Origin of the sequence: Olsenella kribbiana, from assembly GCF_036408795.1 — a bacterium.
Taxonomy (GTDB): Bacteria; Actinomycetota; Coriobacteriia; order Coriobacteriales; family Atopobiaceae; genus Olsenella_L; species Olsenella_L kribbiana.
The window spans coordinates 58931-71235 of sequence record NZ_JAZGJP010000007.1; the positions used below are offsets into that span (position 1 = coordinate 58931).

Sequence of the window (12305 nt, forward strand, 5' to 3'; positions counted from 1 at the left end):
GGTTTGACAAGGGAGAACGAAAGGATGCCGCACACAATGAACAGCAACAATCTGAATCCGCAGGTGACCCGTCGCTCGATGCTCGGCCTTGTGGCTGCAGCAGGCTCTGCGCTTGCGCTCTCTGGCTGCGATACGGACTCTGATTCCGACGCCAGCTCGACGGGCACGGTTGCCACGATCGAGGGTGCCTACGATTCCAATGGTGCCCAGCTCGTGATCTCTACCTGGGGCTTCAACTCCGACCAGAAGCGCGAGCTCGTGTTCGAGCCGTTCGAGAAGGCCTTCAACTGCACGATCACGGTCGAGGAAGGCAACAACGGCGACCGTCTTGCCAAGATCCAGCAGAAGCCGGAGTCCTACGATATCATCCAGCTCTCCGACTACTACATGCAGCAGGCCATCGATGCCGGCCTCGTCGCCAAGATCTCTCCGAGCGATCTTTCGAATTATGATTCGCTCTACGACAAGGCAAAGACGCCCAACGGCGAAGACTATGGCCCGGCCTATACCTTCACCCGTCTCGGCATCGTCTATGACAAGTCCGTCATCACCGAGCCGATCACGTCCTGGGCAGATCTGTGGAGGTCCGACCTTGCCGGAAAGCTTACAATTCCCGACTTCTCCACGACGGCAGGCCCGTGGATGCTGAACATCGCGGCCGGCCAGCTTGGCCAGGAGCTCACGGCCGACAACGCCCAGGCTGCCATGGACAAGCTTGCCGAGCTCAAGCCGAACCTCGTGAAGATCTACACCAAGTCCTCCGACGTCGTGAACATGTTCAATCAGGGCGAGGTCTCCTGTGCCGTCATCCTCGACTTCTCGTCGCTGACGATCCAGGAGGCATCCGACGACTTCGTCTGGGTCGATCCGACCGAGGGCACCTGGGGTTCCACGAACGTCACCGATGTCTGCGCAAAGAGCGCCAATGCCGATCTTGCCAAGGCCTTCATCAACTACACCCTCGACAAGGACGAGCAGACCCGCAATGCGCAGACGGGCGACGCGCCGTCGCGTCCGGATGTCGAGCTCACCGAGGACGAGGCCAAGGGCATGACCTACGGCGAGGATGTCGTGAACTCCATCCAGCTGCCGGACCTCGAGCTGCTGATCGAGAACAAGGCGACGTGGCAGAGCATGTGGAACAACCAGCTCAACACGAACGCCTAGCACGCACCGTGCTCCCGGCGCCTCGCAGGGGCGCCGGGAGGTCATTGCACGCCTTTGCAGGGGAGAAGCATGAAGCGCCGCACAAACCATACTCTTGTTGCCATCCTGACCGCTCTGGTCTACCTCTTCCTGGTAGGCCCGCTTGTGGTCATCGCTGTCTCTTCGTTCGGCAAGGAGGAGTACCTGCAGTTCCCGATTACGGGCTTCACGACGAAGTGGTTCTTCCACATGTTCAAGGTGGGAGACTTCGTCCCTGCCTGCGTCATGAGCCTCGAGATTGCAGCGCTTGCGACCGTGCTTGCCCTTGCGATCGGCGTGCCTGCCGCCTATGCCTATAGCCGCCATGAATTCCCGGGCAAGGCTGCCATCAATGTCATCTTCCAGTCGCCTGTCCTTATCCCCGGCATCGTAATGGGCTTTGTCCTCATGCGCTACATCGTGGTCCTCTTCAATCTCCCGATCTTTGCAAGCCTCCTTGTCGGACACACGCTCCTGTGCATCCCCTATGTGATGCGCAATGTCGCCTCTGCCCTCCAGAATGTGGATGTCTCGGTCGAAGAGGCGGCTCTCTCGCTGGGCGCCACAAGGACGCAGATGCTCACCGGCATCGTGCTTCCGAACATCAAGTCGGGCATGCTTGCTGCCTGCATCCTGTCTGTGATCAATTCCTTCAACAATGTCCCGCTGTCGGTCTTTCTGTCTGGCCCGGGCACGACGCTTCTTCCCATCGCGATGCTGAACTACGTCGAGTACCACTTCGATCCTACTGTGGCTGCCCTATCGACCGCTCTTATGGGCGTCACCATCATCGTGATGATCGTCGTGGACAAGACGATGGGACTCGACAAGATCGCTTAGGAGCTTACCTATGAAGGCAGATCTTCTGCTGCAGGGCGCACAGGTCTTCGACAGCGCCTACCGCTGCTTCCGCACCGCTTCTGTCGCAATCCTGGATGGCAGGATCCTCTATGCCGGCACAGATGAGGAAGTCTTGAAGCAGATCGAGCCCCAGGAGGTCGCAGACCTTTCCGGACGCTGGGTCATTCCGGGACTCATCGATATCCATATGCATATCGAAAGCTCGATGGTCACGCCTCCGGTGTTCCTCAAGGCCGCCCTGCAGCATGGCACCTCGACCTGCATCGCGGAGCCCCATGAGATTGCCAATGTCTTCGGCACGGAGGGCATCGAGGAGTTCATCCGGCTTGCGCCGGCAGACGATCCGGAACATGCCGAGGTCTTCTTCGGGGCACCGAGCTCCGTTCCCTCGACAGATCTCGAGGATGCCGGCGCTGCTGTCACCCCTGAAGACATCTCTTTCCTTATGAAGAATCCCCGCGTGCGCTGCCTCGGTGAGGTCATGGATTGCCGTACGGTCATCTCCGACCCCGGATCGCGTGCCGCACGTGTCGTGAAGGCGGCCGAAGCATCCCGTACGGTGCCCATCATCGAGGGGCATGTGCCGGCATTTCTGGGCCTCGACCTTGCGCGCATCCTCTATGCCGGCATCGACTCGGACCATTGCGAGCAGACGCCCGAGCGCATGCGCCAGCGCTTCGAGATGGGCATGTTCGTCGAGGTGCAGCTCAAGTCCGTGACAAAGGAAAACATTGCGTATCTGGCAGCGCACCCCGAGCTCACAGGGCTCTGGAGCTTCGTGACCGACGATGTGATGGCGGACCAGCTCCAGCACGATCACCTTGCACGGGTCGTGCGCCAGGCAATCTCGTATGGCCTCGACCCTGCCTCTGCCATCATTGCAGCCACATCGTCTCCTGCAGCACGCATGGACCTGCGCGACAGAGGACGCATCGCCCCTGGACGCCTGGCAGACCTCGTCGTGCTCGATTCGCTTGAGGGCTTCCATGTGGCTTCTGTCATGCATCGCGGCTGCTGGGTGGACAGAGACTCTGCCGACACTTCGTCCCGCCATGACTTCCCTGAGCGCTACTACGAAAGCATCCACCTCGCGCCACGGACGCTGGACGATTTCGCGCTTTTGGCCCCCGAGGGTGCCGGCGCGACCGTCAGGGTGCACACGATGGAGATACAGAAGAGCTCGACCTTCACGCCGGATGTGGTGCGCGAGCTTCCTGTGAAGGATGGCCGCATCGACTGGAAGGGGACAGGCGGCCTTGCGCTGGCACGTGTCTTCGAGCGCCACCACGGCCTCGGCCTTTCGGGCACAGCCCTTCTTTCGGGCGCATGCCTCAAGGAAGGAGCCGTTGCCTCGACCTGGGTACATGACCACCACAACCTGCTCGTTGTCGGCGCAAATGAAGAGGACATGGTGCTTGCCGCGAATTCCGTCATCGCACGCCAGGGAGGCCTTGTCGTCGTGCGCGATGGCAAGATTGTGGCAGAGATGCCGCTGCCGGTAGCAGGCATCCTGACGGAAGATCCGCTTCCTTTGGCAGCGCAGAGGCTTGCAGCCGTGACACGTGCCCTCAAGGACCAGGGATGGGGCAACAGCAACCCGGTCATGTCCCTCTGCACGATTGCGCTTCCGGTCAGCCCGGCGCTCAAGGTGACCGACCGCGGGCTTGTGGATGTGCGCCAGGGAAAGCTGGTCGATCTTGTCCTTCCAGAGGGAGAGGAGGCATGAGAATGGCAAGAAAGGTCCTGATGGATGCCGATCCGGGAAACGACGATGCGCTTGCCCTCATGATGCTTGCGGCGCAGCCCGACATCGATCTGGTGGCGCTCACGACCGTGGCAGGCAATGTGCCGGCAGATGTGACAGCGCGCAATGCGCTCGACCTTGTGGCATTCCTCGGCCTCGATATCCCGGTCGCCCAGGGATCTGTACCTCTCCTTGCACCCTATGAGCGGCTCTCCGCGAGCCTCATGGGTCCGCGGGGACTTGGGGCTGCCGAGCTTCCTCACACAGAAGGCACGCTCTCGGAGCTGCCGTCTGCCGAGCTCATCTGGCAGATGCTGTGCCGCTATCCGCACGAGCTCGAGATTCTGGCGACAGGGCCGCTCACGAATCTGGCGCTGCTCATCCGGCTGCATCCTGAAGCACCCCGCCTCATCAAGCGGCTTGTCCTTATGGGCGGTTCGCGCTTCGGCGGCAATACGTCTCCTGCTGCCGAGTTCAATATCCATACCGACCCTGAAGCGGCACATATCGTGTTTTCCTCCGGTGTGCCGCTTTCCATGGTGGGACTCGAAGTCGGCTACGACCACCGGCTCAAAAGGGACGACTTTGCCCGCCTGGCCACGTGCGCTCCCCGGATCGGTGCCTTTGCAGGCCAGCTCTTCTTCTATCCCGGAACGCCGGAGCACAGCCTTTCCGGGCGCGGGTGGCCGGTCTTCGACTCCCTTGCCGCTGCCGTGCTCATCGACCCCCAGTGCGCCCAGACTGCCGAGTGGTTTGTTGATGTGGAGACCAAGGGTGCCCTTACGTACGGCGAGACGCTGATCGACGAGAAGGGGCGTCTCAAGCAGAAGCCCCAGACAAAGGTGGTCCTCGGCTATCCGCACGACCGCTATCTGGAATTGCTGACGCAGAGCTTGAAGGCGCTTGACTGAAGGCTTCGTCTGCTCGGCCCGGACAGGCGGGAGCATCCTCTGGAGATGGAGAAGCAGCCCAGAAACGTGCTCTGGGCTGCTTTTCTGGTTCTGGCACCTGCGATGCGGGCCTAGCTTGTGCGGGATGCTTCGGCTCTGCGCAGGAGCTGCTCTGCACGCTCGGCACGCGCGAGGAACTGCTCGAGGCTGAAGTATCCTCCAGCCTCCGCCCAGAGCTGGCCGTCTGCGTAGAAGCGGAGCGTCGGGGCAGAGAGCACATCTGCCTGGGCTGCAAGGGCAGGGTGCTCGTCGAGCGAGATGTAGACGGCTGCAAGCGGAAGATGCTCCGGTACCTTTTCGCGTTCGTCAAGCCAGGAATCAATCTTCTGGTGCAGCGCTCCGCAAGGTGCGCAGGATTGTGTCCCGAACTGAAGAAGCGCCAGGGGAGAGCTGGCGATGATATCCTCCAGCTGCTCTCCTGGCGCAAGCTCTCTCAGGTGCATCCTGAACTTAGAGCTGGGCGTCGATGCGGCCCTTGAGCATTGCCTTCGGCATGCCGCCCACCATCTGGTCCACGACCTTGCCATCCTTCAGGATGAAGAAGGCCGGGATGCTCATGACATTGAACTGCTGGGCGAGCTCGGGCTGCTCGTCGGAGTTGACCTTGCCGACCTTGAGGCGGCCCTCATACTCGTTTGCGATATCCTCGACAACCGGCATCATTGCACGGCAGGGGCCGCACCAGTCTGCGTAGAAGTCGACGAGGACGGGCTCCTTGCTGTCGAGAACCTCTTTCTGGAAGTTGTCGGCTGTGAACTGATACTCCATCGTGTCTACCTGCTTTCTTGTCTCATGCACGCTCTGCGTGCTTCGTTTTGTTGATACCCATTTTATGAGGTATAAAATGCGGAGCAAGTACGCAGTTTTAATAGATGTGGTAAGGAAAAACTGACCATGGCTACCGGCAAAAGCTCTCTGGCACCCTGCTTCGCAAGTGCCGATGCAAGTATCACGGGATCGGGATGCGCCCTGAGGCGTGTCCTCGACGCGGTGGGCGGCAAATGGAAGATCCTGCTCCTCGTTGCGCTCTCGCAGTCAGAGGAGCTGCGCTACGGCGAGCTCAGGAAGCTCGTCTTCGGTATCACGAACACGATGCTTGCCTCATCCTTGAAGGAGCTCGAGGCAGACGGCCTTGTGGAGAGGCATCAGTACGACGAGATGCCGGTGCGGGTCGAGTACCGTCTCGCGCCGCGTGCCCGCACCCTCATTCCCATCCTGATGGAGCTCAAAGATTGGGGAGAGGCCCATCTCATGCAGGCAGACGAAGCCTGATCAGGCCCAGCTGCAGCCGCCGTCGATCTCGGACCTGTCGCCGATGCCGAGCTCGTAGCGCTCCGTCGCCTTCATCATGTTGAGCTCGGCGAGCTCGATCTCCCCCTCGATATACGGCTCATAGAACTTGTCGATGCCGCAGGCATCGAGCGAGCAGTCGCCGCAGTCATCTCCCCAGGAGAGGGCTTCTGTGACGATCTGGATGCGCTCCTCGCGCGTGGTATCGGCAATCTTCGTGCTTCTCATAGCGTTCCTTCCGACCAGTCTGTCTCCAGTATGGCACGAAGAGGGAGGGCTGACATATGTTCTGCCAGCCCTCCCTCATGTTCGCTCCTGCCAGATTTTAGACGTTTCCGCACCGGACCCGGTCGAGATAGTTCTTCGCTACATCTGCCAGATGGTAGACGGTCTCCACGGGCGTCGGCTCGTCCGTGTTCATATGCCATCTTGGGAAGAAGCGGGTGATGTGGAGCGTGATGGGATCTCCTTCCGTCGGGATCTCCGAGAGCCACTTCGCGATGCTCTCCACATCCTCGTCCTTGTCATTCATGCCGGGGACGATCAGGGTCGTGACCTCGAGGTGGCAGGTCGGCGTCGCAGCCAGAATCTCGATTGTCTTCTGGACAGTCGCGAAGTCTCCGGCACAGTTGTCGTAGAACTTCTGGCTTGGTCCCTTGAGGTCGATGTTCGCCGCATCGATCAGGGGCGCAAGCTTGCGGATGATAGGCTCGTTTGCGCAGCCATTCGAGACAAGGATGTTCTTGAGGCCTGCCTGATGTGCCAGCACGCTGCAGTCGCGCACATACTCCCAGCTGACAAGCGGCTCGTTGTAGGTATAGGCAATGCCCGAGACGAAGGGACCTTCTTCCCGGAGCCTCTGCGCCGAAGCCACAAGCTCTATCGGCGAGACTTCCTTCCAGGGCACGCCGCCTTCTCCGGTCTGCGAGATCTGCCAGTTCTGGCAGAAGGGGCAGCGCAGGTTGCAGCCGTAGCTGCCGACGGAGAGCACCGTCGTGCCAGGCATGAAGTCGGAGAGCGGCTTCTTCTCTATCGGATCGAGCGCTATGGATGTAAGCCTGCCGTAGCTCTCAGAGACGATCTTCCCGTCTCGGCATGCACGGGCACGGCAGAATCCAGCCTGTCCCTCCTTGAGATGGCAGGCATGCGGACAGACCGGACAGGTCACAGTGCTCTCTCGCTTCTCTTCCATCAGATGTGTCTCACCACTTCGAATCGTTCGAGCTGGACGTCTTCCTCTTTCGGATCGATGCCGCCCTTGCGGGCTGCAATCTTCACCTGCTCCTCTGGCGTATCGATGCCGTCAAGATCGGGCAGCAGGAGCCCGCGCCTGCCGTCGGGCGTCGAGACGATGACGCCGAAGCGCCTTGGGTCGAGCTCAGAGAGGCTGTCGATCGGCTCGGGGTCTCCAAGCACATCGACCGAATAGACAAGCTCGGGAAGCTCCGATTCCTTCACGGCAGAGAAGCGCGGGTCTCTCGTGGCGGCAGAGATAGCGTTGGCGCAGATCTCCTCGGCGAGGTTTGCCCTGGTCGGTGCAATCGTGCCGATGCAGCCTCTGAGCTCGCCGTCCTCCTTCAAGGAGACGAAGCATCCAGCGCGGGGCTCTGTGAGCTCGGCTGGAAGGCTGGCATCAGGAACGATGCGCTTTCCTGTCTTCACATAGGTCTCGAGAGACCTTCTTGCCAGCTGGACGAAGGGGTCCTCATGCTCCTTGCGCTCGTGCATCTTCTCCGTGTGCGCTTCTTCGTACGCTTCGAGGAAGCAGCGGCTCTCGTCGCGCTTGTCGGAGGTCGGCGTGAAGGCGGCAACGCCGTAGCCGACACCGAAAGGGCCTTCGTGGGACAGAAGCTCTGAGGAGACAGGGATGCCGTCAAGCACTCCTGCCATGATCTGGAAGCTCCGAAGACCGCATTCTGCGGCACGGTCTGCAAAGCCCCGGTCCATCGTGAGCAGGCGCAGGAAGTCTCCTGTCTGGAAGATGTCGCAGATCTCCTTGTCGAACTCGGGGCCTTCCTTTGCATATCCATAAGGCCCATCAGCCTTGAGCTTATGGGAGAGGTCGCCCGAGGCGACGAAGACGCATTTGCGTCCGAGCTTCTCTGCGGCTGCCTGGATGGCCTGGCCGAGCTCATAGTGGGCAGCAGGGGAGAGGCCAGAGAGGCCGACACGCACATACTTCGCGCCCTTGTAGTGGTGCTCGATGAAATGGACCGGGATCATCGTTGCATGGTCGAGCGAGCTGTCCTGCTCATAGGAGGTGCCGGCAGAAAGGTGGCGCTCCTGCGCAAGCCTGTCGATCTCGTCCGTGAATTCCTCGTCGTAGGCAATCTCGTAGCGTGCTTCCGGTGCTCCGAACTGAGCGAAGGAGCCACGTGCTCCCTTGCCCGGAGAGATGTGGTTGTAGTCCCGGTACATCACGGTATGGGGAGAGGAGATCACTATCGTGTCAGGAGCTATGGCAGCGATGCGCCTGCCCACTTCCTCGTAGGCATCTATCGTCTTCTGGATGCCCTTCTCTTCGCCCCGGCCGACTTCGGGGATGATCAGTGGCGGATGCGGAACCGCGAATGCAGCAGCAATGCCCATGATGTGCCTCCCAAATGCGCATGCACGCGCGACAGAGCCTGCAATGCATTGCTGTATATACCCAGGCATAAACTTTTGAACATGTGTCGGGTTTCATAGACGGCAGGGTTCTGTCCTTGAAAGGACTATGTGCAGCAAAGAAACAGAAAGGCAGAGATAGCTGCTCTTTGGCTATGCTGGATTCGATGCAATGAGGAGGACGGGAGCCGATGGAACAGCGGAGCAGCAGAGGCAGCGTGCGCAGGGCACAGGGGCTTGCCCAGGCAGGAAGGCGTCCGGATGAGAGTCCGGAGGAGTTCCGTGCCTGTGCAAGGAAGCGCCGCTATGCGACGGCTGTCGAGGCGAAGAAGGCTGCAGCCCATGGTGCGCACAAGAAGGATGCGCCGCAGCTCTATGTCTATGCCTGTCCCTATTGCGGAGGCTGGCATCTCACGCACAGAAAGCCGCGCTCTTGAGTGCAGTTTTCGGACAGATGGGCATCCATCTGCCGTATGCTTGTCAGGAAGATGAGTGAAAGCTGCGGGAAGGGGAGCCCATGGACTTCGTATCCGACGATCAGATATTGCTCGGCAGGGAAGCGGAAAGCCGCCATGAGCTGCTCCGCATGCTCTGCGCACAGGCCGAGGCCCTGGGCATCGTGAAAGACGACGAGGCAGCCTATCAGGCCTTCCTGGCAAGGGAAGAGCTCGGTGCAACCGGTCTCACCGAAGGCTTTGCCGTGCCTCATGCCAAGAGCGCCACGATTGTACGCCCTGCGGTCATGGTCTGGAAGAACAAGACCGCCGTACCCTGGCCTTCCTTCGATGAGAAGCCGGTCGATATCGCGGTTGCCCTCTTCGTGCCTGAAGCAAACAGGGAAGAGCATATCCGTCTGCTTTCGAAGACGGCTGTCCTTCTGATGGATTCTGCCTTCCGCAAGATGCTCCGGGAGAGCGAGGACGCGCACACAATAGCTTCTGCCATCTCGGATGCACTGGCGCAGGAATAGCTGCCCTGCGTTTTCCTGTCCTTTTCCGCCTGCGCCCTTCCAGCATCCGCTGGGAGGGCATCTTCTTGGAGTATTTTGGGGCTTCGGAGATTTTTGGCTACGGGCTCCTTCTTCGGGTAGGTCTTATATGTGCGCGAAGGGAGCGAGAAGAGATGGACAGCATCGAGGAATGGAAAGGGCGTCCAAGCGCAGAGCTTCCGCTCGAGATTGTAGGCGCCTTGGCGAATCCGCATATCACATTGGTGCCTGAGGGGAAGGCAGAGGCTTTGGTGAAAGACTCCGCCCTGGCCCAGGAGACGGGATATAGGCTCGACGACGATGGAGTATGGCAGATTGCCATCTCCTCAAGCCTTCCCGGCGTCACGCCTGACATGCTGCGCTGGCTCTTCTGGTGGTGCCCCAAGGCGGACGAGCGCTTCTGTGCCCTCTATCCTGAATCGCATGAGACGATCCTCTTCCGTGAGTCGGACAGCTCCTATTTCGAGCGCGCCGAGCGTCCCCATTTCCAGGACAACATGGTCTATGTGACGGAGCGCGTAGGCAGAGAGGGGACAGCTTCTGCCATTCGCTTCGTGAAGCCGGAAGAGTGCGCGCTCGATCCGAAGAAGCTCCACCAGGAAGGCGTGCCCTATGCGCTCTGCGCAGAGATCGGCACGAACCGCGGTGCCATGATGCATACGCGCTTCATCGGCCTCTTCCACAAGACAGACGAAGGGCTCCATTTCACAGGCCGCTTCTGGGTTGGCTCCATGCTTCCCTGGAAGTGGATGAGGAAGAGGATGCACTCCGAAGAGGGTGCCCGTGCACTCTGCGAGCATGCCTCCATCGAGGCCAGGAACCTGGCAGAGCGCCTGCCTTCGCTCTATGAAGCCTATGGGCCAGGAGATGAGCGCTACAGGCAGGAACCTGAGCCGAAGAAGCAGAAGAAGCACAGGAAGCGCTGAGAAGAAACGAGGCCAGAAGCGCATGCTTCCGGCCTCGATGCTTTTCCATGCTTTGTGGCAAGATCACTTCTGCTCGGGCTTGTCTTCCTGTACAGACTGGATGAAGGCGACGGGGTCAATGGCAGGCAGGATGAAGCCATTGAGTGCCGTCTGCGCCGTGAGTGTCACGAAGTTCGAGCGCATGTGCGAGTAGAGCGCCATGACGCCCTGGGTGCGGAGCACCTCTGCCGGATCGGCGTCCTTGCCGAGAGCGGACTTCGGGACAGCGACCACGGTGTGGCCTTCAAGCGTCGAGCGCGCATAGACCTTGTCCTTGTTGCCGGTCTCGGTGAGGGCAAGCTTCACTGTCAGGGGCACATCGATGCGCCAGAGCGCCTCGTTGTCCTCTGTGGCCTCCTCGAGCGGCTGCGGGATGGTCGTGAGCGTGAAGCTCGCATCATAGGTATCGGGAATCTCCTCTTCTGCCGTGAACTCGACGCGGGTCAGGCAGAGGACCTCGATGCGGAGTGGTGAAAGAAAATTCTTGCTCATTGAGCGGATCCTTCCAAGCGTGCGGGGCCCGAAGGCCAATCCGGAATCATTCAGACTTCGATGGTAACGCAAATCCGTAGCCCCAAGCCTGGCACATCTGCAAGCGCAGAAAACGGGACAGGGGAGCTCCAAGGTGACCGTATGGCTTTTCAGGTCTGGACTCGTACCTCGGCTATGATGGGATGATGCAGAAGAGCCTGGAAGGGGAGGCAATGGCAGAGAAGAAGAGCGCAGGCACGCATGCAGCAAAGCATGTAGCAAAGGGCAGGAAGGCATCTTCCAAGAGCACTTCTTCTGCCAAGAGCGCCTCTTCCAAGAAGGGCAGCTCTGCCAAGCATGCGAAGGGCGGCAAGAGCAAGAAGAAGCTCACGAAGAAGCAGGAGCTCATCCGCCACCGCGTGAAGCTTGTGGCAATCATTGCCGCTATCGTCTGTGCCATCGCCGTCGGCATCCGCCTCTTCATCTTCGAGCCGACGGTTTCGGGCACATTCCATGGGGCAGAGCTTCCGAGTGCCGAAGCTATCGAGACGAGCCCCTATGACTGGAACTTCCTCCTCCGTGGTGTCGATGGCAGGCTCCACTATGTGGTCTCCGGCACAGAGGAGAGCAGGTCTGGCATCGATGTGTCGGCTCATCAGGGAGATATCGACTGGCACAAGGTGCGTGCAGACGGCATCTCGTTTGCAATCATCCGTCTTGGCTACCGCGGCACCGAATCCGGCACGATCCAGCTCGACGAGCGCTTCAGGCAGAACCTCCTCGGCGCCCAGATGGCTGGCCTCAACATCGGCGTCTACTTCTACTCGCAGGCAACGACCGTGGCGGAAGCCGAGGAAGAGGCAGACTTCGTGCTCTCGGAGCTTGGCGCCACGCAGCTTGTGTATCCGGTCGTCTTCGACTTCGAGCCGACAGGATCTGATGGGGCACGCATCTCTGGCATGAGCGCAGACGAGATGTTCGCCGTGGCAAAAGCCTTCTGCGACAGGATTGCTGCCTCAGGCAGGACTGCCATGCTTTACGGCAACTACTACGACCTTCAGGATATGGAGTATACGGGACTCTGGCAGTATGGCTATTGGCTGGCGTCCTATACGGACCTGCCGTCGGCTGACATCCCGTTTGCGATCTGGCAGTACTCGGCAGAGGGTACGGTCTCAGGGATCGATGGGTACGTCGATCTCGATATCGACCTCTCGAAGGTGCTCCAGGCTTCGCTTGCCTAG

General features: G+C 60.1%; 15 protein-coding genes. 9 read left to right on the forward strand and 6 right to left on the reverse strand.

Translation table 11 applies throughout. The annotated features are described in order from the left end of the window. Positions 1-36: 36 nt before the first annotated feature. The 4 genes from VXJ24_RS06270 (at position 37) to VXJ24_RS06285 (ending at position 4701) form a co-directional block, all read left to right on the forward strand. Positions 37-1167 carry an ABC transporter substrate-binding protein gene (locus VXJ24_RS06270; RefSeq protein ID WP_330972065.1) on the forward strand — a complete coding sequence of 377 codons (1131 nt, stop codon included), beginning with the start codon at positions 37-39 and terminating at the stop codon, positions 1165-1167. A 69-nt stretch (positions 1168-1236) separates the two neighbouring features. Continuing rightward, the gene (locus tag VXJ24_RS06275; RefSeq protein ID WP_330972066.1) at positions 1237-2025 is read left to right on the forward strand and encodes an ABC transporter permease; all 789 of its coding nucleotides are present in this window, start codon (positions 1237-1239) and stop codon (positions 2023-2025) included. Positions 2026-2035: 10 nt separating this feature from the next. Continuing rightward, on the forward strand, positions 2036-3772 hold the full coding sequence (locus VXJ24_RS06280; protein WP_330972067.1) for an adenine deaminase C-terminal domain-containing protein: 1737 nt from the start codon (positions 2036-2038) through the stop codon (positions 3770-3772). Between the two features lie 2 nt (positions 3773-3774). Then, positions 3775-4701 carry a nucleoside hydrolase gene (locus tag VXJ24_RS06285; RefSeq protein ID WP_330972068.1) on the forward strand — a complete coding sequence of 309 codons (927 nt, stop codon included), beginning with the start codon at positions 3775-3777 and terminating at the stop codon, positions 4699-4701. 110 nt (positions 4702-4811) lie between these two features. On the opposite strand, the gene VXJ24_RS06290 is transcribed toward VXJ24_RS06285, so the two are convergent. Further along, positions 4812-5183, reverse strand: a complete 372-nt coding sequence (locus VXJ24_RS06290) for a thioredoxin family protein (protein WP_330972069.1) — start codon at positions 5181-5183, stop codon at positions 4812-4814. 7 nt (positions 5184-5190) lie between these two features. Further along, positions 5191-5508, reverse strand: coding sequence for a thioredoxin (gene trxA, locus VXJ24_RS06295; RefSeq protein WP_330972070.1), 318 nt, complete (start codon positions 5506-5508; stop codon positions 5191-5193). 126 nt (positions 5509-5634) lie between these two features. Here trxA and VXJ24_RS06300 point away from each other — a divergent pair, with 126 nt between their 5' ends. Further along, positions 5635-6012, forward strand: coding sequence for a winged helix-turn-helix transcriptional regulator (locus VXJ24_RS06300; protein WP_330972071.1), 378 nt, complete (start codon positions 5635-5637; stop codon positions 6010-6012). Here VXJ24_RS06300 and VXJ24_RS06305 read toward each other — a convergent pair whose 3' ends face one another. The 3 genes from VXJ24_RS06305 to amrA all read right to left on the reverse strand — a co-directional run bounded on the left by VXJ24_RS06305 (position 6013) and on the right by amrA (position 8619). Then, positions 6013-6258 carry a hypothetical protein gene (locus VXJ24_RS06305; protein WP_330972072.1) on the reverse strand — a complete coding sequence of 82 codons (246 nt, stop codon included), beginning with the start codon at positions 6256-6258 and terminating at the stop codon, positions 6013-6015. It lies immediately after the preceding gene. A 97-nt stretch (positions 6259-6355) separates the two neighbouring features. Beyond that, entirely contained in the window at positions 6356-7222 is an 867-nt protein-coding gene (gene amrS / locus VXJ24_RS06310; protein WP_330972073.1) for an AmmeMemoRadiSam system radical SAM enzyme, read from the reverse strand. After that, complete coding sequence (amrA, locus tag VXJ24_RS06315) at positions 7222-8619, reverse strand: AmmeMemoRadiSam system protein A (RefSeq protein ID WP_330972074.1); 1398 nt, start codon at positions 8617-8619, stop codon at positions 7222-7224. Before amrA ends, amrS begins: the two co-directional genes overlap by 1 nt. A 209-nt stretch (positions 8620-8828) precedes the next feature. Here amrA and VXJ24_RS06320 point away from each other — a divergent pair, with 209 nt between their 5' ends. The 3 genes from VXJ24_RS06320 to VXJ24_RS06330 all read left to right on the forward strand — a co-directional run bounded on the left by VXJ24_RS06320 (position 8829) and on the right by VXJ24_RS06330 (position 10551). After that, positions 8829-9074, forward strand: coding sequence for a hypothetical protein (locus tag VXJ24_RS06320; RefSeq protein WP_330972075.1), 246 nt, complete (start codon positions 8829-8831; stop codon positions 9072-9074). Positions 9075-9154: 80 nt separating this feature from the next. Then, positions 9155-9607: a PTS sugar transporter subunit IIA gene (locus VXJ24_RS06325; RefSeq protein ID WP_330972076.1), complete on the forward strand. Its 453-nt coding sequence runs from the start codon at positions 9155-9157 to the stop codon at positions 9605-9607. A 152-nt stretch (positions 9608-9759) separates the two neighbouring features. Beyond that, complete coding sequence (locus tag VXJ24_RS06330; protein WP_330972077.1) at positions 9760-10551, forward strand: DAPG hydrolase family protein; 792 nt, start codon at positions 9760-9762, stop codon at positions 10549-10551. Positions 10552-10614: 63 nt separating this feature from the next. Here the strand turns inward: VXJ24_RS06330 and VXJ24_RS06335 are convergent, their stop codons facing one another. Next, positions 10615-11082, reverse strand: coding sequence for a hypothetical protein (locus VXJ24_RS06335; protein ID WP_330972078.1), 468 nt, complete (start codon positions 11080-11082; stop codon positions 10615-10617). A 212-nt stretch (positions 11083-11294) separates the two neighbouring features. Here VXJ24_RS06335 and VXJ24_RS06340 point away from each other — a divergent pair, with 212 nt between their 5' ends. Beyond that, positions 11295-12305, forward strand: coding sequence for a glycoside hydrolase family 25 protein (locus VXJ24_RS06340; protein ID WP_330972079.1), 1011 nt, complete (start codon positions 11295-11297; stop codon positions 12303-12305).

Bases quoted from the DNA above. Each gene is read 5' to 3' on its own strand.
- VXJ24_RS06270 (WP_330972065.1), top strand. From the start codon at position 37: ATGAACAGCAACAATCTGAATCCGCAGGTGACCCGTCGCTCGATGCTC.
- VXJ24_RS06275 (WP_330972066.1), top strand. From the start codon at position 1,237: ATGAAGCGCCGCACAAACCATACTCTTGTTGCCATCCTGACCGCTCTG.
- VXJ24_RS06280 (WP_330972067.1), top strand. From the start codon at position 2,036: ATGAAGGCAGATCTTCTGCTGCAGGGCGCACAGGTCTTCGACAGCGCC.
- VXJ24_RS06285 (WP_330972068.1), top strand. From the start codon at position 3,775: ATGGCAAGAAAGGTCCTGATGGATGCCGATCCGGGAAACGACGATGCG.
- VXJ24_RS06290 (WP_330972069.1), bottom strand. From the start codon at position 5,183: ATGCACCTGAGAGAGCTTGCGCCAGGAGAGCAGCTGGAGGATATCATC.
- trxA (WP_330972070.1), bottom strand. From the start codon at position 5,508: ATGGAGTATCAGTTCACAGCCGACAACTTCCAGAAAGAGGTTCTCGAC.
- VXJ24_RS06300 (WP_330972071.1), top strand. From the start codon at position 5,635: ATGGCTACCGGCAAAAGCTCTCTGGCACCCTGCTTCGCAAGTGCCGAT.
- VXJ24_RS06305 (WP_330972072.1), bottom strand. From the start codon at position 6,258: ATGAGAAGCACGAAGATTGCCGATACCACGCGCGAGGAGCGCATCCAG.
- amrS (WP_330972073.1), bottom strand. From the start codon at position 7,222: ATGGAAGAGAAGCGAGAGAGCACTGTGACCTGTCCGGTCTGTCCGCAT.
- amrA (WP_330972074.1), bottom strand. From the start codon at position 8,619: ATGGGCATTGCTGCTGCATTCGCGGTTCCGCATCCGCCACTGATCATC.
- VXJ24_RS06320 (WP_330972075.1), top strand. From the start codon at position 8,829: ATGGAACAGCGGAGCAGCAGAGGCAGCGTGCGCAGGGCACAGGGGCTT.
- VXJ24_RS06325 (WP_330972076.1), top strand. From the start codon at position 9,155: ATGGACTTCGTATCCGACGATCAGATATTGCTCGGCAGGGAAGCGGAA.
- VXJ24_RS06330 (WP_330972077.1), top strand. From the start codon at position 9,760: ATGGACAGCATCGAGGAATGGAAAGGGCGTCCAAGCGCAGAGCTTCCG.
- VXJ24_RS06335 (WP_330972078.1), bottom strand. From the start codon at position 11,082: ATGAGCAAGAATTTTCTTTCACCACTCCGCATCGAGGTCCTCTGCCTG.
- VXJ24_RS06340 (WP_330972079.1), top strand. From the start codon at position 11,295: ATGGCAGAGAAGAAGAGCGCAGGCACGCATGCAGCAAAGCATGTAGCA.